Raw genomic sequence first — 23,575 nt, forward strand, 5'->3', positions numbered from 1 at the left:
GATGACTTCTGGCAAGGTGTTTAATTTGATACCCCCTGCAACCGCCGTCTTTGCCCTTTTCACCACACGCTTGATCGTCTGTAGCTGTTCAAAGGAGTTTTCCCCGGCAGCCTGAAGATCATAGCCGGTGTGTACGCAAATGTAATCCACGCCAAGCGCGTCGATTTCCTTGGCACGCTGTTCAATATCCTTTACGTTGATCATGTCGACCAGGATCTTTGTCCCTTGCTTTCTGGCTTCTTCGACAGCCCCCTTGATTGTCGAGTCATCTGTGGCACCAAGCACCGTGATGATATCCGCTCCTGCTTCAGATGCCTTCATAACTTCATATCCGCCGGCGTCCATGATCTTCAGATCTGCCAATACGGTCAGGTTAGGGAATGCCTCTTTAATTTCCTTGACCGCCCGAAGGCCTTCATTGATGACAACCGGTGTGCCGATCTCCACCACATCGATGTATGCCTCTACTTCCTTCACTACTTCTTTCGCCTCTGGAATGTTTACAAGGTCTAACGCCAGTTGAAGTTGCATTGATTCTTCACTCCTTATTTAGATTTTTCACTACATCGTCATTATAAGTTGTAATTTTCAGAAAAAGAAGTATGCACTTTTAACGCATATAATGTTTTAAATTATACTAAATAAGGAAAGGGGAACCTTGGAATGCAAATTCTTCTTAATCAATACATGTAAGTACCACCAGTTTTACACTTTAAGAAACATATGGAAGATTCATGCGCATGTATTGATTTATAAGTAATGAAAGCCCTTACATTTGCTTATACGTTAAAGTGAAGTTGTTTTTTCTTTTTGTTTTATCAGCACCGTCTCCATATAGTCTTTCCCCCAGTCGTACATAGCTTCTAAAATTGGAAGTAAGCTTTCTCCTCTTTTTGTGAGAGAATACTCTACCTTCGGCGGAACAACTGGATAAACTTCACGATGGATGATAAGGTCTTCTTCGAGTTCTCGTAGTTGACTTACAAGCATCCGGTGTGTGATCCCGGGTATCATAGACTTTAATTCGCCAAAGCGCTTAGTCCCTTCTCTGCCTAGATGCCACATGATAACCATCTTCCACTTACCCCCGATAATAGAGAGTGTTAATTCTTTTTCACAGTTAAAATTTTTGTTGCACAGATGTCCCATGTTTTATCTCCCCTTATTTAATCTGAATTATCTGAATTGTAGTGCATTTTTATATACTATATAATAAAAAAGTGCGTACTTACAAATAAAATTTTCAATTATTATACTTAGGGCAAGTAAGTTCATAAAAAACAAATGAATTTTTAGGGTTGGAGATGAGGAAAAAAAATGCGGAATATCAGTTATTTTATCAGATGATCAGGAGGGGATCTCATGACTGGCGTAACCGTTCAACGGAATATCCATCTGGACGAGATTAATGTCAATGTGTTAAATCCAGTGGAATTGGATTCATTGACTTTTGTCTTGTTCGGAGCAACAGGGGATTTAGCAAAAAGAAAAATTTTTCCATCTCTATTCAACTTGTTCTTGGATGGCAAAATGCCTAAGTCATTTGCGATTATTGGTTTAGGCAGGAGAGAATGGACAAATGACGTGTTTCGTGAACATGTGGAAAACTCGATAACACAATTTTCAAGACGTCAGATAACGGACTCTGGTAAGTTGGACGAATTCCTTGGATCATTTTGGTATAGTTCCTTGGACGTAACAAATAACGAGGGATATCGAACATTACTCAGAATGATCCAAAATCGAGAAGAACAACTTAATATCCCAGAAAATCGGCTCTTTTACTTATCCGTTGCACCTGAGTTCTTTGATGTAATTGTATCCAACATTAAAGCGAGTGGATTACAGGCGATAAAAGGGTGGAAGCGTCTCATCATTGAAAAACCATTTGGACACGACCTGAAATCAGCACAAGAACTAAACGCGAAATTGAGCAAAGCTTTTCAACCGGATGAAATTTTTCTTATTGACCATTACCTGGGCAAGCCGATGGTTCAAAACTTGGAAGCATTGGAATTTGCGAATCCCATGTTTAAGGCCCTGTGGAGTAACAAATATATTGCGAATGTACAAATCACAGCAAGTGAAACCGTTGGTGTGGAAGAGAGAGCAGGTTATTATGATCATGCAGGTGCCATTCGTGATATGGTTCAAAATCATATGCTGCAACTGGTTATGATGACTGCTATGCATCAACCTGCACAGTTAAGTGCAGATGACATCCGAAATGAAAAGACAAAAATCATGGACTCCCTGCGGCCGTTACAAAAGGAGGATATTGTTCGGAATGTCGTACGTGGTCAGTATAGCGAGGGGTATATTAACGACCAGCCAGTGCCAGCATACACAAATGAGCCTGGTATTCAGGATTCTTCTATGAATGATACATTTATTGCGGCCCGGTTGTGGATTGACGATTTACTGTGGAGTGGGGTCCCATTCTATATTCGGACTGGCAAAAGAATGCGAGAAAAATCCACCAGGATTGTGATCGAATTCAAAAATCCATTAGAAGATGTGTACAGGAAGAAAAATGAGCAAACAGCGCCGAATCTCTTATCGATCGACATCAGCCCAAACCAAGGTGTCTCATTACAGTTCAACAGTAAAAATGCATTGAAAAATGGCAAAATTGAGCCAGTTACCGTGAAATTCTTCGAAAACCAGAAAGATATGCCTGAAGCGTACGAGCTCTTATTATCCGATGCACTGCGCGGGGACTCCACTTTCTTTGTGCAATGGAAAGAGGTTGAACTATCTTGGAAATGGGTGCAGCCCATTTTAAACGCATTTGATCAAAAAATAGTGCCCCTCCATTCATATCCATCGGGGTCAATGGGTCCCGAGGCCTCTCATGGATTATTAAGGGAGGATGGATTCAGTTGGTGGTAGGACGCCTAGTTTAGTATAAAAGATAGAAGCCGGCCTCGCATTTGTAAGGAATACTGGGAGGGCATTGTTTTCCGGCAATTAAACGTGACTGTAATGTGGGAGGGTATCAATAATGAAAGTAGGGTTAATCGGGTTAGGGAAGATGGGATTAAACTTAGGTTCAAACCTCATTGACCACAATCATGAGTTGGTGGTATACGATATAAATTCCAGTGCTGTTAGAGAAATGGAACGATGTGGGGCAAAGGGTACATCGAGTTTATTAGAGTTAGTTAAATCATTAGAACAACCACGGATTATTTGGATCATGGTGCCGCACCAGGTCGTAGATTCAGTGATTTTTGATATAGCGCCGTTTTTAAACAGTGGGGACATCGTCATTGAAGCTGGAAATTCTTACTACAAAGAATCAATTAGTCGATATCATAAGTTAAAAAAATTCGGGGTAAGTTTTTTGGATGTCGGTACCTCTGGCGGGATAGAAGGTGCACGCAATGGAGCTTGCTACATGGTTGGCGGAGATCCTGAGGCATGGGAGGCAGTGGAACCGCTTTTTCAAGATACGGCTGTCGACAACGGGTATTTGTATGCAGGAAGACGCGGGAGCGGGCACTTTTTAAAAATGGTACACAACGGCATTGAATATGGGATGATGGCTGCCATTGGTGAGGGTTTCGAACTATTAGAAAAAAGTGAGTTCGATTACGATTATGAAGAAGTAGCAAGAGTATGGAATAATGGTTCAGTTATCCGCTCTTGGCTAATGGATTTGACCCAAAATGCTTTTTCAAAGGATGCCAAATTGGAAGATATCAAAGGAGTTATGCATTCTTCAGGCGAAGGGAAATGGACCATCGATACTGCTCTGGATCTGCAAACTGCTACGCCTGTCATTGCCCTGTCCCTGTTGATGCGTTATCGCTCATTAGAGGAGGATACATTTACAGGTAAAGTCGTTGCTGCACTGCGCAACGAATTTGGTGGGCACGTCGTTGAAAAGATAAAAAATTGATAATGTAATTTCTATAAAAAACTACTGATGATCATCCTGATAGCCTGCTGACCAACGGGTCGTTTGATGATTGATGTAGGTGTACAAGTAGGGTCAACTCGGGGAGGCCGGACTGTGGCTGCTTTCAGTGGTTAACGATAGGGAAAATATTCAGGAGCATATAAACTGGATCGGGAGGGGAGCGGGGAAATGAAGGCAAGAATTGCAATCAATGGATTTGGAAGAATCGGTAGACTCGTTTTCCGAAAAGCAATCTTGGATGAGACTCTTGAAATAGTAGCGATAAACGCAAGCTATCCAGCTGAGACCTTAGCTCACTTAATCAAGTATGATACCATCCATGGAAAATTCGAAGGCGATGTGTTCCCTGCTGATCAGGCCTTAATCGTGAATAATCATAGGATTCAGTTAATAAGCAACCGTGATCCAGCTTCTCTCCCGTGGGAGCAATTGGATATTGACATCGTCATCGAAGCCACCGGTAAATTTAATAGCAGGGAAAAGGCATCTCTCCATTTGGAAGCTGGGGCTAAGAAAGTCATATTAACAGCCCCAGGGAAAAATGAAGATGTGACCATAGTGATGGGTGTAAACGAATATTCTTTAGATGTGGAAAAGCATTTTATCATCTCTAATGCATCTTGTACGACTAATTGCCTTGCACCTGTAGTAAAAGTGCTTGATGAACAGTTTGGCGTTGAAAATGGATTAATGACAACGGTACATTCTTACACAAATGACCAGAAAAATATAGATAATCCCCATAAAGATTTGCGCCGTGCCCGCGCCTGCGGTCAAAGTATTATTCCAACAACCACCGGCGCCGCGAAATCTCTTTCTCTCGTGTTGCCGCATTTAAAAGGAAAAATGGATGGCGTCGCTCTCCGTGTCCCTACTCCTAATGTTTCGCTGGTGGATTTGGTTGTTGACCTGGGAAAGGGCGTAACGGCCAGTGATGTTAATGAGGCGTTTCTGTTTGCTTCACAAGGATACTTGCAAGGGATAATGGATTACACCACCGAGCCACTGGTGTCTATTGACTTTAATACCAATCCCAGCTCAGCTATAATCGATGGTTTATCTACCATGGTTATCGGAAAACGGAAAGTTAAGGTGCTTGCATGGTATGACAATGAATGGGGCTACTCCAACAGGGTGGTAGAACTAGTAAAATTTGTTGCTGAGACAATGGGAATTGTTTCACCGATGAGGGTCGGGTAAGGCGTGCTTCATATGTTTTGAAGATATTATTTATTGCCTGAGTACTAATAAGGAAAGGGTATATTTGAGAAATTTCATTTTAATGCCCTGAAAAATGATATCACATAGAATACTAACAAACCACATGAAGTAACCCTTAAATCAAGATTGCTTCATGTGGTTTGTTAAGTTTTAACTGATGATGCATTGCTCAATTGTTTCTTGGTATTAATCATGTAACTATATGACCGCTCATTTTTCGCAAAAGTGAGAGTATTAATCTACCTTGATCGATTCCTTTCTTGTGTTTAATACCTTATTCATATAGTTTTTGCCCCAATCATACATCGACTCAAGAATAGGCATCAGACTTTCTCCAGTTTCGGTTAATGAATATTCTACCTTAGGTGGTACAACGGGATATACTTCTCGATGAACGATCTGGTCGTCTTCCAGTTCGCGCAGCTGATTCACAAGCATTCTCTGAGTGATGTCCGGCATGAGGGATCTCAATTCGTTAAATCGTTTCGTCCCCTCTTTGCCAAGGTGCCATAAAATAAGCATTTTCCATTTCCCACCAATAACAGCGAGTGTTAACTCTTTTTCACAGTTGAACGTTTTATTATCCATATGTCCCATGTTTAATCCCCCTTGATTATAGATTATTAGTATACTTTTTAATACTATATGCTCATAAAGTGCGTACTTACTAATATATATTATACGGGATATAATCATACCTGTACAGGTGATAAAAAATATACATGTGATTATGGCTTGTATATTTAATTAAAGAACCAGGAGGTGATCTAATGTCTAAATTGGAAACTAAAGTTTTCAGTGAAGAGCGGGTTCAGTCATTAGCAATGGATTTTCTTGCTGTAGCACAGAATGCAGCTATAGCATCCTACCCTTGGATAGGAACAGGAAATAAAAATGATGCTGACGGTGCCGGAACTGAGGCGATGCGCAATCGAATGAACCTCATTGATATGAACGGCCTGATCGTTATCGGGGAAGGGGAAATGGACGAGGCACCCATGCTTTATATTAACGAGGAGCTGGGAACAGGAAAAGGACCTCACGTTGATATTGCGGTCGATCCCGTAGAAGGAACGACTTTCTTGTCAAAAGGACAGGAAAATTCATTAACCGTCGTGGCTGTGTCGGCCAAGGGGAGCTTGCTCCATGCTCCGGATATGTACATGAAAAAGCTGGCTGTCGGGCCAAAAGCAAAAGGTCATATCAACATTGAGATGTCTCTAACAGAAAACATGATTTCGGTAGCTAAAGCTCTGGGGAAAGATTTATCTGAATTAACCGTCATGATCCAGGACAGGCCTCGGCATGATGATTTGATTAGACAAGTATTTGATGTGGGAGCTAGGGTAAAGTTATTCCCTGATGGCGATGTGACTGGTGCGATAGCTACAGCAATCGACGAGATAGATGTTGATATCTTAGTAGGCACTGGTGGCGCACCGGAGGGGGTAATAGCTGCAACGGCCTTGAAGTGCCTGGGTGGCGATTTCCAAGCGCAGCTAGCCCCGCAAAATGAAGAGGAGTTCGATCGCTGTATCAAGATGGGAATAGTCGACCCCTTAAAGTACTTCACGCTGGATGAGATTGTACAATCTGACGATTGCTTTTTTGTTGCAACCGGAATTACTGACGGGCTTCTCCTGAAAGGTGTTAGAAAGAAGGAAAATGGTTTAATGCAAACTCACTCCTTTTTGACAGGGAGAGGGTTTAGCGAAAGATTCCAGTTTATCGAGGCGTATCATTCATCATTGAAGTAAACTGTCCGGTAATCCATTCGCTTATCGAACAGGTGAATGTTGAGAAGGTCTTTTATAAAAAGGACTTTAAAAAGATAAATAATCTAAAGGGGAGAAAATATTATGCCACTAGTTTCAATGAAGGAAATGTTAATCCACGCAAAAGAGAACGGTTATGCTGTCGGACAGTTCAACATCAATAATCTTGAGTTTACTCAGGCGATACTTAAAGCTGCGGAAGAAGAAAAGTCTCCAGTCATTCTCGGAGTCTCTGAAGGTGCTGCCCGTTATATGGGTGGTTTTAAATTCACTGTCCAGATGGTCAAAGGGTTAATGGAGGAATATAACATGACGGTGCCGGTGGCCATTCATCTGGATCATGGTTCAAGTCTCGAAAAATGTGTTCAAGCCATCCATGCCGGGTTTACATCGGTGATGATTGATGGTTCCCATCACCCCCTGGAAGTAAATATTGAATTGACAAAACGTGTGGTTGAGGTAGCCCATGCTGTCGGAGTCTCTGTAGAAGCCGAACTGGGGCGAATTGGTGGTCAAGAAGACGACCTTATCGTAGATGCAGAATCTGCATATGCCATACCTTCTGAATGTGATCAATTAGTGCGTGAAACAGGAGTAGACTGCTTCGCACCTGCGTTAGGTTCTGTTCATGGGCCATATAAGGGTGAGCCAAATCTTGGTTTCGACCGGATGAAGGAAGTCATGGAGCTTACCGGTGTCCCGCTCGTTCTTCACGGTGGTACAGGTATTCCGACAAAGGATATTCAAAAAGCCATTTCACTTGGATCGGCAAAAATCAATGTGAATACAGAAAGCCAGATTGCTGCTACAAAAGCTGTTCGTGAGCTTTTGAACAGAGATTCTAAAGTATATGATCCACGTAAATTCCTTAGTGCGGCACGTGAAGCAATCAAAGAAACGGTCCAAGGGAAAATGCGTGAGTTTGGATCTTCAGGCAAGGCTCAACAAAAAGGGGTTCTTGTAACTACCAGCTAATAGCTCAAGATGATAAGAAGAGGGGGAATAACAATTATGATTGAACAAAAAATTAATGTTGATCTGCTATCCATTCATACTATTAGAACCCTGTCAATCGATGCAATTGAAAATGTTGGATCAGGTCACCCGGGAATGCCGATGGGCTCTGCCCCTATGGCATACACACTCTGGACCAAGTTCATGAACTATAATCCGAATAATCCGGAATGGTTTAACCGTGACCGTTTTACATTGTCTGCAGGTCACGGGTCCATGCTTCTATACAGCTTACTGCATTTGACAGGTTATGAAGTCTCATTAGAAGATTTGAAAAATTTCCGTCAATGGGGGAGTAAAACACCTGGTCACCCTGAGTACGGCCATACACCTGGAGTTGACGCCACGACTGGTCCGTTAGGGCAAGGAATTAGCATGGCGGTTGGGATGGCCATGGCGGAAAGACACTTGGCCACTACGTATAACAGGGATAAATATAATGTAATTGACCATTACACATACAGCATTTGTGGCGACGGTGACCTGATGGAAGGCGTATCAGCAGAGGCAGCGTCACTTGCAGGGCATCTCAAGCTTGGCCGTTTGATTGTATTATACGATTCAAATGATATTTCACTTGATGGTGATCTTCATATGTCATTTAGCGAAAGTGTGGCCGATCGCTTTAAAGCTTATGGCTGGCAAGTGCTTCGTGTTGAGGATGGGAATGATGCTAATTCTATCGAAGATGCGATTGCCAAAGGGAAGGCAAACGAAGAACAACCGACTTTAATTGAAGTGAAAACAGTTATTGGCTATGGTTCCCCTAATAAAGGTGGAAAGTCCGCGTCACATGGGGCACCTCTTGGGAAAGATGAAATAAAGCTTGTAAAAGAACATTATAGTTGGTCATATGAAGAGGATTTTCATGTCCCTGAAGAAGTCAAAGCACATTTTGCGGAACTAAAAGAATCAGCGCAGAAGAAGGAAGACTCCTGGAATAAGCTGTTTGCGGAATATGAGAGGGCCTATCCTGTACTCGCAAGGGAATTGAGGCAAGCGATAAATGGCGAGCTCCCCAAAGGATGGGATGCAGATGTGCCAAGATATCAAGTAGGAAAAGATAAGCTTGCCACCCGTTCATCCAGTGGTGAGGTGTTAAATTCGCTTGCGAGGAACGTCCCGCAACTGTTTGGCGGATCTGCTGACCTTGCCTCATCCAACAAAACTTTGCTGAAAGGTGAAGAGAACTTCAGTGCAGCAGATTACAGTGGACGCAACATTTGGTTTGGGGTTCGCGAGTTTGCAATGGGGGCTGCCGTAAATGGAATGGCCCTTCACGGGGGAGTCAAAGTATTCGGCGCCACATTCTTCGTTTTCTCCGACTACTTACGTCCGGCCATTCGTCTTTCAGCATTAATGAAAGTACCTGTAACCTATGTATTTACACACGACAGTGTGGCCGTGGGTGAGGATGGACCAACACATGAGCCAGTTGAACACTTGGCATCGTTACGTGCCTTGCCAGGTCTCTCCACAATCCGTCCGGCTGAGGGAAATGAAACAGCAGCAGCTTGGAAACTGGCATTGGAAAGCAGAGACGAACCAACAGCTCTTATCCTTTCACGTCAAGATTTACCGACACTTATTGACGCAGACACAGCGTATGAGGGCGTTAAAAAAGGTGCTTATGTAATTTCAAAAGCAAAAAACGTGGATGGCCTGCTTCTAGCATCCGGATCTGAGGTTTCCCTAGCGGTTGACGCACAGAAGGTCCTTGAGGCGGAAGGCATTTATGTTTCGGTTGTCAGCATGCCGAGCTGGGATCGATTCGACAAACAATCTGCTGCGTATAAGGAAAGTGTACTTCCAAAAAACGTTACAGCACGGCTTGGCATTGAGATGGGAGCGTCCTTGGGGTGGCATAAATACGTTGGCGATTACGGTCATGTTTTGGCCATTGATCAATTCGGGGCTTCGGCACCGGGGGAAAAAATAATCGAAGAATACGGTTTTACAGTTGAAAATGTAGTTGCCCAGTTTAAGAAGGTTCTATAAACATAAAACTATAAAAATAAATATCTGAATATTGAAAATAGAGTGATGCTATGGTGGGATAACGACTGTATAAGTATGGATTCACGAACCTTCAACATTCGAACCCTGAGTGAACGTGGGTAATCGCATGGAGAAGCAACTGGAAGGGGCGCTCTCTTAGGATATGGGCAGAATCGCCAGTGGGTGAGCCTGCCCTTTTTGTACAATAGAAGTGACTCGAACTTCTTATCAATTTAAAGTGTGAGTTACATCATGATCATTTGCCTGGATTGCTTTAAAGATGGAATATGCCTTGGGGGTCTTCTAGGCCGATATGTACGTTTTCTTAAACACCGGGGCGTTTAATCGTCAAAATATGGAGGAAAAGCAATGAAAAAGATTGCAGTATTAACAAGCGGCGGTGATGCCCCTGGAATGAATACCGCTATTCGTGCGGTCGTTCGAAGAGGAATCTTTAAGGGGTTGGATGTTTATGGTGTGAGAAATGGTTACAAAGGATTAATGGATGGCGACTTTATTTCAATGAGCCTGGGCAGTGTAGGGGACATCATTCATCGTGGAGGTACCATCTTAAAAACTTGCCGGTGTGAGGAGTTCAAGTCACCCATGGGACAGCAAAAGGCAATAGACCAGCTGAAAAAAGCCGGCATTGAGGGTTTAATCGTCATTGGAGGGGATGGCTCTTTTAAAGGTGCTGAAAAATTAACCCAACAAGGATTTTCAGTGGTAGGTATCCCAGGATCCATAGACAACGATATACCTGGAACGGAATATACGATTGGATTCGATACAGCTGTTAATACAGCAGTCGAAGCAATTGACAAAATTCGCGATACGGCATTTTCCCATGAACGCACCTATGTAATAGAGGTAATGGGTCGCAATGTGGGGGACATTGCCTTATGGGCAGGGATGTGTGCAGGGGCTGAATCCATTATTATCCCTGAAGCCGAGTACGACCTGGAGGATGTAATTGAGAGGATTAAGCGGGGATATCAGCGTGGAAAGACACATAGCATCATTGTGATTGCCGAAGGGGTGGGCAAAGGGTTTCAAATGGGCAAACTGATTCAGGAGAAAACGGGATTTGAGACGAAGGTGACCATACTTGGCCATATTCAACGAGGAGGGTCCCCTAGCGCATATGACCGAATGATGAGCAGCCAAATGGGCGGGAAAGCAGTCGACTTACTTACGGAAGGTGAAAAGGGAGTCTTAGTAGGATTGAAAAATGGTCGGCTGGTTCACACATCTTTTGATGAAGCTGCAAAACACGAGCATACAATTGACCTTTCTATCTACCATTTAGCACGAAGTCTGTCCAGATGAAGGATGCACCGAGTAAGGAGTACAAAATTTTGTCTGGTCAGAAGTCTGCCGATACCTATCTGGCGCATCTATTGAGATCATTTATATATATAATGGGAGGAGTGAATGAAATTTGAAAGTAGCAATTGCAAGTGATCATGGCGGTGTAAATATACGTCAAGAAATAATCTCTTTAATGAAAGATTTGAAGATTGAGTATGTTGATTTGGGGTGTGATTGTGAAACCTCTGTTGATTACCCTGACTATGCGATTCCGGTAGCGGAAAAGGTATCAAGAGGTGAAGTGGACCGTGGCATCCTCATTTGTGGTACAGGAATTGGAATGAGCATTGCAGCAAACAAGGTGCAGGGCATTCGTTGTGCGCTTGTGCACGATATTTTTAGTGCGAAGGTAACGAGAGAACATAATAATTCTAACATTTTAGCGATGGGGGAACGCGTAATCGGCCCCGGCCTGGCTCGCGGAATTGCTGAAGTATGGTTAACAACCTCCTTTGAAGGTGGGAGACATGAAAATCGAGTAAATAAAATCTCCACCTATGAATCAAATGCTATTCAAAAGTAGAACCAAGAATATGTTTGTTTTGCGTTTAGTGCATGCAATTCCCTAATGTTGGAATGGTACTATTTAACTAGAACTGGAGGATGGGTAATTTATGGAGAGGAAGTATTGTACTCATTGCAAAACCCTTTATACTGAGGAAACAATTTGCTCAGTATGTGGTAACAATGAATTCCAGGTAATAAAAATTGATGTTCAACAGCAGTCAAAGCCAATGGGTGGCAAGCTTTTAGAGAATTGTTAAACAAGGTGCCACAGGAAGTTGTGTTCATTAATTTTAATTTTGAACCGTTTATTTGCGGGGAGTGCCTGAGGTGCGCAAACTTCTAAAGGTATCGCATGCTAAGTAAAAAAAAAAAAAATAATAATATATTATTTGCACGTCGTTTCATGAACCCTTTGAAGCTGCCAATTCTGGTTGCTTAATCATCATCATGAAAATTTATAATCAGAAGAGAAAGGCTGGCTGAGTATGCAAGCGAGAAAGCAGGAGATAAAACTAATCGCCCTTGATCTGGACGGTACTTTACTGAACGAAGAGGGAAAGGTGTCAGAGATAAACAGGCAAGCTATTAAAGAAGCTGAACAAAGGGGTGTTAAGGTCCTGGTCAGTACAGGCCGTGCTTATTTGACATGCAATGAAATTACGAAATCATTAGAGCTATCATCCTATTTGATAACCGTGAATGGCAGCGAGATTTATGATGTTACAGGAGCACTGGTTGAACGAGTTACCTTGGGCACAGACCTGATAAAGTGGATGTATGGTCTAAGCCAGGAATACAAAACTGGATTTTGGGCTACCTGTACTGAAAATGTCTGGCGTGGGAAGATGCCTGAAGACATAACTGCACGAGAATGGATGAAGTTCGGATTCAACATAGAGGACGATAATGTCCGGGAACACATTATGGGCCTGCTTAAACAGACTGGCAAACTGGAAATCAGCAATTCCAGTCCAACCAATATCGAAGCGAATGCTATTGGTATAAACAAGGCGAAAGCCATAGGAAAGGTCTGTGGTTTTCTTGGTCTGGAGATGCAAAATGTCATGGCAATAGGTGACAGCTTGAATGATATCGCGATGATCAGGGAGGCAGGTCTGGGAGTTGCAATGGGCAATGCCCAGGAAATCGTAAAGGCAACTGCTGATTGGGTTACCGAAAGTAATAAGAATGATGGGGTGGCCAAGGCTATCTATGAATGGGTCCTCACAAAACAAACGTTCCTGCTGTGATTAGCTATTAAAGTTTTTGCGGTGCTTGTGGCTCGCAGGTTTCTACAAGGAGTTATTTATAAGGTGCTTATAGTTGGTTTATCTGGTTCATTTATTTTTTTCGCAGGTATGCATCTCAGCTTAAAAAACATTTATAGTGACTTGTGATAAAAAGAAAGCGTTTTCATTTTAGAATTCTAATATTCATTATCTGGAAGGAGTTTTAAAAGTGGGAACAATCATTTGTATAACTTGCAACAGCATTATTGACCACTATGAGGATGAAAAGGTAAGTGTTCTTTATTCAAAATGTGAAAGATGTCTGGAAGATGATACTGAAGACCAAGCGTGAACAGGCGAAAAGGACTTTTTTTGAAAAACATATATCGTAGGGTCTACCCATATGGATAGGTCCTTTTATTTATTTTTAGAAAAAAAAGCCATTCATTCACCAGCCTTTGATATACTAGTTGGGGGTTTTTGGCAAGGTTGATAAAGAGATAGGCAATCTCAATACTTGCGTTTGCATCTTAAATTCTTACTGAAAACAACTTCTGCATCCATAAACTCTAGTAATAACATAGTCAGGGCTATTACCTCTATGCAATACCTAATCCAATTCCATTTCTTCCATCGAAGCTAACCTTAAGCTGTAATCAGAGAAAGTTAGGATTTGTAGTGACATTATTCGGAACAATGACATATTTTTTATGCCTTTAGGAGCTTTTTGACGTAGATAATTTTCGCTTAACAGCTAAATTCTTTGTCCAAGTGGTTCTTATAGTTCTGGAACCAAACAATTTGTCGGTGATGAAACGGAAAATCCACAGCCTAGATGAATGGCTGTGGTCATAGTACAATATGTCTGTTTCTTTAGAATTCGCCATTTCAAACAACCTGGCAGGGTGTTAAGTGGCAGGTTGTTCAATGAAAGGGCTTAGCAGCCAATTCCTGTATCATATTGAATTAACAGACCTGAGGAAGTTTGGATCACCGACTACACTAACAGAATAAAAAACATATTATTTATCCTGGAAACGAATTTGTTCCTCACAACTTTCGTACAAACTTATGAGATTTTCTCTTTTGGGATTGAGACTTTATGTTCCTTTACTTCATCCTTTAAAGCTTTGAATAAAGACCAACACATGAGAACCATTATAATCGAGAAGGGAAATGCGGCTACGATTGAGGCGGTCTGCAGTACCTCTAAGCCACCTGCTAAAAGTAACACAGAGGCAACCATTGACTGGATGATTCCCCAAGTAATTTTCATCTTATTTGATGGATCTAAACTACCTTTTTCACTAAGCATGCCTAGCACAAAAGTTGATGTATCTGCTACCGTTATATAATAAATCAACACAACTGCAAAGCCTACGATGCTTAACACAGAACTTAACGGTAGATAATCCAAAAAACTAAAAATCGCTAAATCCACATTAGAAGTAATTTTTTCTGCTAATTCCTTGTGACCTAAGTTATGGATAATATGGAGAGCCGAGCCTCCAAAAATAGCTAGCCAAACAAACGTACCAAGTGTCGGGACGAATAATACCCCAATGATAAACTCCCGTATTGTGCGTCCCTTAGAAATTCTTGCAATAAACATACCTACAAATGGCGCCCAAGCAATCCACCATGCCCAGTAGAATAAAGTCCAGCCTGCAATCCACTCGCTTTTACCAAAAGGCCGCAGATTTAGACTCATTTGGAAGAAATCACTTACATAGCTGCCCATCGTATTAAAAAATATATTAAAAATATTGAAAGCAGGGCCCACGGCTAAGACTAACAACATGATCAAAAAAGATAGGATCATCGCAGTATTGGATAAATATTGAATACCTCTTTTTAAGCCAGTGGATATAGAGAATAGGAACAGAATGGTTGCAACCACGATAACAGTGATTTGAACAGTAAGCGTATTTGGAATTCCAAATAAGGCTTCAAGGCCACCTGAAATTTGCATAGCACCTAAACCAAGAGATGTAGCTATGCCGAAAACAGTGGCAAAAACAGCAAGAATATCAATCGTTTTTCCAATCGGGCCATGAATTTTGTCCTTTAAAAGAGGATAAAAAGCGGAACTCACTGATGCAGGTAACCTTTTGTTAAATTGGAAAAAGGCAAGAGCTAATCCAATGACTGTGTAGATAGCCCAGGGTTGGATACCCCAATGAAAAAATGAATATTTCATAGCTATATTAGTTGCCGCTTCTGTGTAGCCTTCTCCAGTAGGCGGAGCCGTATAATGAAAAACAGGTTCTGCAACACTCCAATAGATAATACCTACACCTGTTCCGGCACCAAATAACATAGCCAACCAGGATATTGTTCTAAATTCTGGTTTGTCTGTTTCCTTTCCCAACCTGATATGTCCATATTTAGAGCATAATAGGTAAACAGAGAATAGTACAAAAAACAAAGCTGCGCCAAGATAAAGCCACCCAAAGTAGTCAATGGTGCCATTAAAGATTTTACTGGTAATAGTGGAGAGGCTTTTTGTAAAAAAGATTCCCCAAATAATGAAAGCGCCCGTTAGCAAGACAGAAATATAAAATACAATATTTTCGTTTAATCCCTTTTTACTCAAATTAACTCCTCCTTTAGATTAACTCTGAATTGATGAAAAGGTTATTTTAATCTATTTCATAGGTCTCCTCCTTTCCTTTCGGCAGGGCTTACAATTTCGTTATCTAACCAAGATAATATCATAATCATAGTTACAATAATATCATTATATTTCAAATTATCAAAAAATTATAAATATTATTTACTTTCAGAAAAATACATAATATAATGACCTTAGTTATCATGTAATCATGATTAACTTAACAGCTTCATTAAGAGGGAGTGGAGTTATGGAGCAAAAGAAAATTGTCATTATTGGTGCTGGTATTGTTGGATGTAGCACCGCCTATTATTTAAACAAAATGGGACATGGCGACATTACGGTCATTGAGCAAGGACCATTATTTGAAACAGGAGGATCCACCTCTCATGCACCAGGTCTTGTATTTCAGATTAGTTTTTCCAAGGTACTGACTACTTTAGCCTCCCAAACGGTAGAAGCTTTTAAGGAGTTAAGTTCGGACGGACACCCTTCTTTCTATTCGGTAGGAAGTCTTGAACTGGCAGAAACGGCGGAACGTTTTGAAGATTTAAAAAGAAAAGCAGGAATAGGAAAATCGTGGGGAATGGAGGCTTTTGTGCTATCACCAGAAGCGTGTGCCCGAAAATTCCCATCAATCAACACAGATAACCTCTATGGCGGTCTGTATGTACCATCAGATGGAATTGCCAAACCACTTCGTGCTGTTGATATAATGGCTAACTTTGCTAAATCTTGTGGCACTAAGTTTTATGGTCATACAGAAGTAACGGGGATTCAGGTTGTGGATGGACAGGTGAAAACAGTGGAAACAAGTATTGGAAGATTTGAAACGGACTTGATCATTTGCTGTGCCGGATTCTGGGGACCTAGAATTGGAGAAATGGTGGGTGTCACCATTCCACTTCAACCAATGGCTCACCAATATGTCCTTACGAATGACTTGCCAGAACTAGCAAGTGAAACAGAAGAAGTAACATCACCGCTTATCCGTCATCAGGATAGTTCGATGTATTATCGACAGGTGTTCAATGGTATAGGGATTGGTTCATATCAACATAGGCCATTGCCTGTTGAAGTCAGTGAAATTATTAAAAAGGGCGAAGCGAAAGAAATGCCATCTGTAAAACCGTTTACACATGAGGATTTTGAAAAGCCATGGCAAGATGCTCTTGAACTCATTCCTTCATTAACAAAAGCAGGCATCAAAAAAGGAATAAACGGTATCTTCTCGTTTACACCAGATGGCATGCCGCTGCTTGGCGAATCGCAGAAGGTACGAGGATTTTGGGTAGCAGAAGCTATATGGGTAACCCATTCTGCTGGGGTTGGTAAGGCAATGGCTGAATGGATCGTAAATGGGGCACCAACCTTGGACTTAGAGTTATGTGATATTAATCGTTTTGATACATACGCTCAAAGCCCTGGTTATTATAAGAAGCGTTCCATTGAAAATTATGAAAAAGTCTATGATATCCATCATCCGTATATGCCGCCGGAAACATCGCGCAACGTCCGTGTGAGTCCATATTATTTGCGGCAAAAATCATTAGGAGCTTATTTTAATGAAAAATCGGGCTGGGAGCAGCCGCAATGGTATGAATCAAATGAGAGACTTGTAGAAACTTATGAAACAAGTATCTTACGTCGAAAAGGGTGGGCAGCGGAATTTTGGTCACCAATTATCGAAGCTGAACAGCTGCATACATGTCGATACGCGGGAATGTATGATGCAACAGCCTCAAAAAAAAGATTGGAAATCAGTGGTGAAGGAGCGCTTGACTTTTTACAAAAGATGACAACAAACAATGTGGATATTCCAATCGGGCATGTGACGAGTACATTGATGCTGCATGAATTAGCTGGCATAAAGGATGAAATAAGAGTAGTACGTACAGCAACTTCCACTTTCTTTGTTCTTTGCACAGGAGCAGTGGAAGCAAGTTGGATTAAAAAACAATTATCGGTTTCCAGTAAGATCGTGATTCAAGATCGAACAGCCGGTATGTGCGGTCTTGGTGTAATAGGTGATAAAGCGATCCAGATTATGCATTCCTTAGATCCCGATAACTTTGCAATAAGTAAATGGGAGATTGGGCGGGCTCAAGAATTGTATATCGGAAATGTTTCTGTCCTCGCTGTGTACGATTACTATGTGGGAACAGCAGGATGGGAATTTTTCACAACTTGTGATCAAGGATTACAGTTATGGGATATGCTTTTGGAAGCGGGACGCCAACATCAGCTGATTGCTTTGGGTGATAGGGCACTGGAAGGTCTTCGAATAGAATCGTTTGTAACACGAAGCGGTAAAGACTTCTGGAGTGAACATGACCCTTTTCAAGTGGGACTCGGCTATATGGTCGATTTTAATAAACCAACTTTCATTGGGAAAGAAGCTTTGATTCAACGAAAGGCGAGGGAATCTAGATTAAAGTTAACAATGTTATTACTGGAGGATCCGTCGATGGTAGTAATGGGTTATGAGCCGGTTTTAAATGAAGATAAGGTAGCTGGATTTATAACAAGTGCTGGATATGTATACAGCCTGGGTAAGGGAATTGTGTATGCACTATTATCACCTGAGGTAGTAAGGGAAGGCAACACGCTAAGCATTGAATACTTTGGGAAACGATACAAAGTAAACATTATGAATCCTTCAGAAGTGATTGTCCGTTCATAAAAAAAGAAAGGGGAAATGGTATATGCCCAAACATTATGATGTCATTGTCATTGGATTAGGAGGAATGGGTAGTACAGCAGCATATCAATTAGCAACCAGGGGTCAACGTGTCCTTGGACTTGAGCAGTTTGGACCTGCACATGACCTGGGGTCGAGTCATGGTGGTTCCCGGATCATTCGGCAAGCTTACTTCGAAGATCCTGCTTATGTCCCATTATTGCTTCGCGCATATGAACTATGGGAGGCGATTGAGAAACAAAGCGGCGAAGAAATCTTAACGGTAACGGGAGGATTGATGATGGGCCCTCCAGACAGCTTAACGGTTACCGGTACTATGCAAAGTGCGACACAATGGAACCTTTCTTACGAAGTGCTGGAAGCGAATGATATCCGTAAACGTTACCCGGTTTTTACCCCTTCAGCGAACTCAATCGCAATATATGAAGAAAAGGCGGGCTTTGTTAGACCGGAATTAAGTGTTTACTCACACCTTTTTCAAGCAGAGAAGCATGGTGCCGACCTTAGGTTCTTTGAATCTGCACAATCTTGGGAAGTGCATCCTTCTGGAGAAGGTGTACGAGTGGTAACAAATACGGGAACATACGAGGCAGGAAAATTAATCATTTCGCCGGGAGCGTGGGCACCGAAATTACTGGCAGAATTAGGGGTTAGTTTCCAAGTGGAGCGTCACATTCAAATGTTCTTTGAACCTACAAGAGGAATAGAACCATTCCGTGTTGGTAAACTGCCCATTTACATTTGGGAAGCAGATGACAATGTGCAATTGTATGGTTTTCCTTCTTTCGGCATAAAAGCCGAAGGAGCAAAAGTGGCCTTCTTCCGAAAAGGCCAACCATGTACGCCGGAAAACATTGACCGTACTGTGTATGAACATGAAGTTGAAATAATGAGAAATTATCTGGAGCAGGGTCTTCCCATGCTAAACGGTCGCTTTTTACAAGGAAAAACGTGTATGTATACAAACACACCGGACGAACATTTTGTAATTACCGAACATCCACAACATCCGCAAGTGGTAATTGCGGCTGGATTTTCCGGTCATGGATTTAAGTTTGCTAGCGTTGTAGGTGAAATTTTAGCAGACTTAGTGATCGATGGGAATACGAATCATCCAATTGAATTATTCAGCCCGCAGCGTTTTGTATATAAGTAAGTTTTTAGATTTATAAGGAACTTTATTATCTTTTAATTACATTTAAACAAAAAGATGAGGAAGGAATGATGGAAGGTGATGGATAATAGTGTCGTTAATGAAAAGGGTAAAATTAGATCTACGTTAAAAGGAGAATTATATACATCCCCGGAGATTTTTGACTTGGAAAAAAAGAATATTTTTGCGAAATCTTGGCTTTTCGTTGGCTATGAATATGAGGCAGCGGAGCCCGGCCAATATATCACAACAAAGGTTGAGGGCGAAAATATTCTGATTATTAGAGGCAAAGATCGTGTGCTGCGTGCTTTCTTAAATGTATGCCGTCATAGGGGTGCAACACTCTGCGGCGACCTTTCTGGAAAGACGGGGATCATCCGTTGTCCATATCACTCTTGGAGTTATGGACTTGATGGTTCCTTGCTTGGAGTCCCAAAAAGTAGTGAATGTCGTGAAGAATTAATTAATAATGAAAACTACGGCTTAGAAAAAGTACACGTTCAAACATGGCATGGAATGATTTGGCTTAACTTATCAGAAAACCCACTGCCAGCTGAACAACAATTAGACACACAAATTATGAATCGCTTTGGTGAGCTTGAGACGTTCGCTAGATATGAAATTCAAAAACTACGAGTCGCGCATCGCAAAGAGTATGATGTGAAAGCAAACTGGAAGATCATTGTAGAAAACTTCCAGGAATGTTACCACTGTTCTGCGATTCACCCTGAATTGACAGCGGCACTTCCTGAATTCAAGTCAGGTGTAGGAACACAAAATTCAGTCGGTGCCGGGGCAAATTTTAATGATGATTTGGAGGCTTTCTCTATAACTGGGAAAGGAAGCCGCCCAATGTTAAAAGGGTTGCTTCCAGAAGATGACCGTTTATATTACGGAATGACCATTATTCCGCATGTATTCATTAATTTAACACCGGATCATGTGATCACTCACCGTATCATACCAATTAGCACCGATAGATCGATTGTTATTTGTGATTGGCTATTTGATCCGGAAGAAATGGCAAAACCAAATTTTGACCCAATGGACGCTGTTGAACTATTCCACCGCGTAAATGAACAAGATTTTGAGGCTTGCCAATGGTGTCAAGAAAACATGGGATCAAAAGCATACAAAAACGGGGGAATCTTAGTACCAATTGAACATCATGTTTCTCATTTTTACAATTATGTATCAGAGTCAATCGGTATGAAGGCCAAATAAATATCATTTGGAGCTTTGAATCCTACAGATGAGTTGACAGATATGAGATCAAACTTATTTTAAAAGTAACAATATTCGAACATTAAATTTATATAAGAAGGCCAATCCGATAAACTCGGGAAGGGTGTTCAGAACCCAATGTTGTAATAGCTGTAAGTGAAGAAAATAGTAGGCGCGCATTCTGGACGGCCGAAAATAGAATGTATGTTGTAATTATATGGAAGCATTTTCAAAGGAGATTGGTGCGTGTAAACCATTAGTTAAATTATCATATTATGCGGATGATAGTTGTAGGAGAGTGTAAAAAGTATGTACCACCGAAGGAGCAAGTTCCAAAAAGACCCTTGGAACGAATCTCTCAGGTAGATGAACTACAACGGGACGCACCTCTGGAGAGAGCGTTGAAAAACGCCACCAAAGGGGAAAACTCCATTGGATAAAGGAGTTAATCTCTCAGGTAAAAGGACAGGGAGGGTTAGAGAATACTACCCCTCCCTGTCCTTTTTTACTTTTGGAAAAAGGTCACGTGAAACGGCGCTTGGAGGCCTGGCGATGACTGAAACTGGTAAAAGAGTGAAGGAGAGTTTATTAAGTAAGCAGTCATAATCACGGAGGATATTGATTTTGGTGGTTGGGCATTACCGATACAAATCGAGTCGGTTTAAATCAGTATGAAGCAGGTTAGTTATGTAGAAGTGGAGATTTCCAAACCAGAAGAATTTGAATCACTTCTGAATAAATTCAAACAAATTAAAAACCAATATTAAAAGGTGTGCTTCGTAAGTGATACAATTCGATGTTTCTCCGTAAGACAGAAAAAAAGCTCAAAAGAGCACAACGCAAGCTTTCCGACATCAAACTATATTCTCTTCCTTATAGAATAACCAGTAGAATTTTATCTTTTTGAGCATCTTTTCTCAATCCGAATTTATGCCTGTTCAAATCATGTGTGTATCGGTTATAGCCGTAGTATTGCGAATATGATTGACAGTTACTTCTGTTGCCTCATCAACTGTATAGGTCGTTCTGTTATTTATCAACATGGTCAGCATGCCGTTCCAGATTAAATAATGAATTTCTGCGGTTTTTTCAGCATACGTCTCTTGTATATATCCTTCACTTATACATTGATTAAAGGCAATAAGTGTTCTCTTTGATAAGCTAGACTCTAAAAGCATGGGCTTTAAATCATCTGGAAACGTTACCAAATCGGTTGGGAAGTATTCATAGTATTTTGTCAGATTAATTGGGTGAGTACCTAAATTAGCCGAAAACACTGCATAGTAGATTTGTGGAGATTCAAATGAATATTTACAAAAGCATTCCCAAATTAAAAAATATCTTTCCAAAGGTGTTCTCGCTTTCTCAAGATAATGAGGTAAAGCATCCGTATATTTTTTTACAAACCTCATGGAAGCAAAGAAAATTAAATGGGATAAGTCTTCAAAGTAATTATAAATTGTTGCACTGTTATAACCGGCTAAATCTGCGATTTTTCTTATAGTAACTTTATCAATTCCTTCTTTTTTGATAATTTCAGTTGTTGCGTCAATAAAGTAAGACATCATGCGGACAGTTTGGGTTTCCCTATTTTTTTCTGTTTGTTTTTTCAATACTTATCACCTCGAATTTAAAATAATTGATTTTAGTGTAACATAAAATATTTTTGTAATACCAGTTATGAAGTCTCTATTGAACTACCACCACTTACTCAGTTTTAAGTGGGAGATTCTTCAGGATTAACAAGCCATCTCCGTCAATCCAACCGTTTTAAGTACATTTAACTAATGATGGCCATCTTTCTCAATGTATTACTGGAGGCATTATTATCTCTGTCATGACATGCTTGTACACAGAACGAGTACACTCAGGAATTATAATTCCTGAGTGTTTTTTTATGAAGAGAGGCATTCATCCCCTACATTCACCATATTTAGAGGTTCCTAAATTGATTACGATAGTCGCAGAAAAGTTCCTGGTCACTTGTAAGATATCTAGTTTTTTAACCCCATTCAAAAAGTTTTACGAAATTATTATTCCTATGGTTGAAAAATTATTTACTATACAAAGATTTAAAATAAAGGAAAGTGATGATTAAATGATGCTTGCGTTTCCTGTAACAGGGTTGGAATGGGATGAATATTTTTGTTAGAATATCGCCGGGAAACGTTATTTTAATGTAATAATTACAGGCCAATTACCATAATAGTATAATTTCAGACACTATATGGTATAAAAGTGCATACTTTTTTTTCTGAAAATTGCAACTTATAATGACGATGTAGTCAAAAAATTATAAGGAGTGAAGAACAATGCAACTTCAACTGGCGTTAGACCTTGTAAATATTCCAGAGGCGAAAGAAGTAGTGAAGGAAGTAGAGGCATACATCGATGTGGTGGAGATCGGCACACCGGTTGTCATCAATGAAGGCCTTCGGGCGGTCAAGGAAATTAAAGAGGCATTCCCTAACCTGACCGTATTGGCAGATCTGAAGATCATGGACGCGGGCGGATATGAAGTTATGAAGGCATCTGAAGCAGGAGCGGATATCATCACGGTGCTTGGTGCCACAGATGACTCGACAATCAAGGGGGCGGTCGAAGAAGCCAGGAAGCAAGGGACAAAGATCCTGGTCGACATGATCAACGTAAAGGATATTGAACAGCGTGCCAAGGAAATCGACGCGCTTGGCGTGGATTACATTTGCGTACACACCGGCTATGATCTTCAGGCTGCCGGGGAAAACTCGTTTGAACAGCTACAGACGATCAAGCGTGTCGTGAAAAGGGCAAAGACGGCGGTTGCAGGGGGTATCAAATTAAACACCTTGCCAGAAGTCATC

The 23,575-nt window shown here is 41.1% G+C and carries 19 protein-coding genes and 2 riboswitches; of the genes, 14 read left to right on the forward strand and 5 right to left on the reverse strand.

Annotation, left to right across the window (positions count from 1 at the left end; genetic code table 11):
- Together hxlA (CU635_RS15735) and CU635_RS15740 are read right to left on the reverse strand one after the other, a co-directional pair.
- Positions 1-531 (reverse strand): 3-hexulose-6-phosphate synthase (gene hxlA / locus CU635_RS15735; RefSeq protein WP_101578339.1); only part of this gene is annotated, 531 nt, incomplete at its 3' end.
- Positions 532-786: 255 nt separating this feature from the next.
- Positions 787-1,149, reverse strand: a complete 363-nt coding sequence (locus CU635_RS15740) for a winged helix-turn-helix transcriptional regulator (RefSeq protein ID WP_101578340.1) — start codon at positions 1,147-1,149, stop codon at positions 787-789.
- 285 nt (positions 1,150-1,434) lie between these two features.
- Here CU635_RS15740 and zwf point away from each other — a divergent pair, with 285 nt between their 5' ends.
- The 3 genes from zwf (at position 1,435) to CU635_RS15755 (ending at position 5,125) form a co-directional block, all read left to right on the forward strand.
- Entirely contained in the window at positions 1,435-2,892 is a 1,458-nt protein-coding gene (gene zwf, locus CU635_RS15745; protein ID WP_101578356.1) for a glucose-6-phosphate dehydrogenase, read from the forward strand.
- A gap of 112 nt (positions 2,893-3,004) precedes the next feature.
- A complete protein-coding gene (gene gnd / locus CU635_RS15750) occupies positions 3,005-3,904 on the forward strand; it encodes a phosphogluconate dehydrogenase (NAD(+)-dependent, decarboxylating) (protein ID WP_101578341.1) in 900 nt (299 codons plus the stop codon).
- Positions 3,905-4,093: 189 nt separating this feature from the next.
- Entirely contained in the window at positions 4,094-5,125 is a 1,032-nt protein-coding gene (locus CU635_RS15755) for a glyceraldehyde-3-phosphate dehydrogenase (protein ID WP_101578342.1), read from the forward strand.
- A gap of 255 nt (positions 5,126-5,380) precedes the next feature.
- On the opposite strand, the gene hxlR is transcribed toward CU635_RS15755, so the two are convergent.
- Complete coding sequence (gene hxlR / locus CU635_RS15760) at positions 5,381-5,743, reverse strand: transcriptional activator HxlR (RefSeq protein WP_101578343.1); 363 nt, start codon at positions 5,741-5,743, stop codon at positions 5,381-5,383.
- A 173-nt stretch (positions 5,744-5,916) separates the two neighbouring features.
- Between hxlR and glpX the strand changes: the two genes are divergently transcribed.
- From glpX to CU635_RS15795, 7 genes are all read left to right on the forward strand, one after another.
- Positions 5,917-6,903, forward strand: a complete 987-nt coding sequence (gene glpX / locus CU635_RS15765) for a class II fructose-bisphosphatase (RefSeq protein WP_101578344.1) — start codon at positions 5,917-5,919, stop codon at positions 6,901-6,903.
- 102 nt (positions 6,904-7,005) lie between these two features.
- Positions 7,006-7,896 carry a class II fructose-1,6-bisphosphate aldolase gene (gene fba, locus CU635_RS15770; protein ID WP_101578345.1) on the forward strand — a complete coding sequence of 297 codons (891 nt, stop codon included), beginning with the start codon at positions 7,006-7,008 and terminating at the stop codon, positions 7,894-7,896.
- A gap of 36 nt (positions 7,897-7,932) precedes the next feature.
- Positions 7,933-9,933 carry a transketolase gene (gene tkt, locus CU635_RS15775; RefSeq protein WP_101578346.1) on the forward strand — a complete coding sequence of 667 codons (2,001 nt, stop codon included), beginning with the start codon at positions 7,933-7,935 and terminating at the stop codon, positions 9,931-9,933.
- 369 nt (positions 9,934-10,302) lie between these two features.
- The gene (gene pfkA, locus CU635_RS15780; protein WP_101578347.1) at positions 10,303-11,262 is read left to right on the forward strand and encodes a 6-phosphofructokinase; all 960 of its coding nucleotides are present in this window, start codon (positions 10,303-10,305) and stop codon (positions 11,260-11,262) included.
- Between the two features lie 112 nt (positions 11,263-11,374).
- Positions 11,375-11,827 carry a ribose 5-phosphate isomerase B gene (rpiB, locus tag CU635_RS15785; RefSeq protein WP_101578348.1) on the forward strand — a complete coding sequence of 151 codons (453 nt, stop codon included), beginning with the start codon at positions 11,375-11,377 and terminating at the stop codon, positions 11,825-11,827.
- Between the two features lie 463 nt (positions 11,828-12,290).
- Entirely contained in the window at positions 12,291-13,061 is a 771-nt protein-coding gene (locus tag CU635_RS15790) for a Cof-type HAD-IIB family hydrolase (protein WP_101578349.1), read from the forward strand.
- A 208-nt stretch (positions 13,062-13,269) separates the two neighbouring features.
- Entirely contained in the window at positions 13,270-13,392 is a 123-nt protein-coding gene (locus CU635_RS15795) for a GapA-binding peptide SR1P (RefSeq protein ID WP_101578350.1), read from the forward strand.
- Positions 13,393-14,109: 717 nt separating this feature from the next.
- Here CU635_RS15795 and CU635_RS15800 read toward each other — a convergent pair.
- The gene (locus CU635_RS15800) at positions 14,110-15,636 is read right to left on the reverse strand and encodes a glycine betaine uptake BCCT transporter (RefSeq protein WP_101578351.1); all 1,527 of its coding nucleotides are present in this window, start codon (positions 15,634-15,636) and stop codon (positions 14,110-14,112) included.
- A gap of 268 nt (positions 15,637-15,904) precedes the next feature.
- On the opposite strand from CU635_RS15800, the gene CU635_RS15805 reads away from it, so the two are divergent.
- The 3 genes from CU635_RS15805 to CU635_RS15815 all read left to right on the forward strand — a co-directional run bounded on the left by CU635_RS15805 (position 15,905) and on the right by CU635_RS15815 (position 20,732).
- The gene (locus CU635_RS15805; RefSeq protein WP_101578352.1) at positions 15,905-18,337 is read left to right on the forward strand and encodes a GcvT family protein; all 2,433 of its coding nucleotides are present in this window, start codon (positions 15,905-15,907) and stop codon (positions 18,335-18,337) included.
- A gap of 22 nt (positions 18,338-18,359) precedes the next feature.
- Complete coding sequence (gene solA, locus CU635_RS15810) at positions 18,360-19,511, forward strand: N-methyl-L-tryptophan oxidase (RefSeq protein ID WP_101578353.1); 1,152 nt, start codon at positions 18,360-18,362, stop codon at positions 19,509-19,511.
- A 78-nt stretch (positions 19,512-19,589) separates the two neighbouring features.
- On the forward strand, positions 19,590-20,732 hold the full coding sequence (locus CU635_RS15815) for an aromatic ring-hydroxylating oxygenase subunit alpha (protein ID WP_101578357.1): 1,143 nt from the start codon (positions 19,590-19,592) through the stop codon (positions 20,730-20,732).
- A gap of 281 nt (positions 20,733-21,013) precedes the next feature.
- Positions 21,014-21,116, forward strand: a riboswitch (glycine riboswitch).
- Positions 21,117-21,211: riboswitch (glycine riboswitch) on the forward strand.
- Positions 21,212-21,670: 459 nt separating this feature from the next.
- Here CU635_RS15815 and CU635_RS15820 read toward each other — a convergent pair.
- Positions 21,671-22,345, reverse strand: a complete 675-nt coding sequence (locus tag CU635_RS15820; protein WP_101578354.1) for a TetR/AcrR family transcriptional regulator — start codon at positions 22,343-22,345, stop codon at positions 21,671-21,673.
- 699 nt (positions 22,346-23,044) lie between these two features.
- Between CU635_RS15820 and hxlA (CU635_RS15830) the strand changes: the two genes are divergently transcribed.
- Positions 23,045-23,575, forward strand: a 531-nt coding sequence (gene hxlA, locus CU635_RS15830; protein WP_101578339.1) for a 3-hexulose-6-phosphate synthase, incomplete at its 3' end; no start/stop codon positions are given.

This window comes from Bacillus canaveralius, from assembly GCF_002860125.1.
GTDB classification, from domain to species: Bacteria; Bacillota; Bacilli; order Bacillales; family Cytobacillaceae; genus Bacillus_BJ; species Bacillus_BJ canaveralius.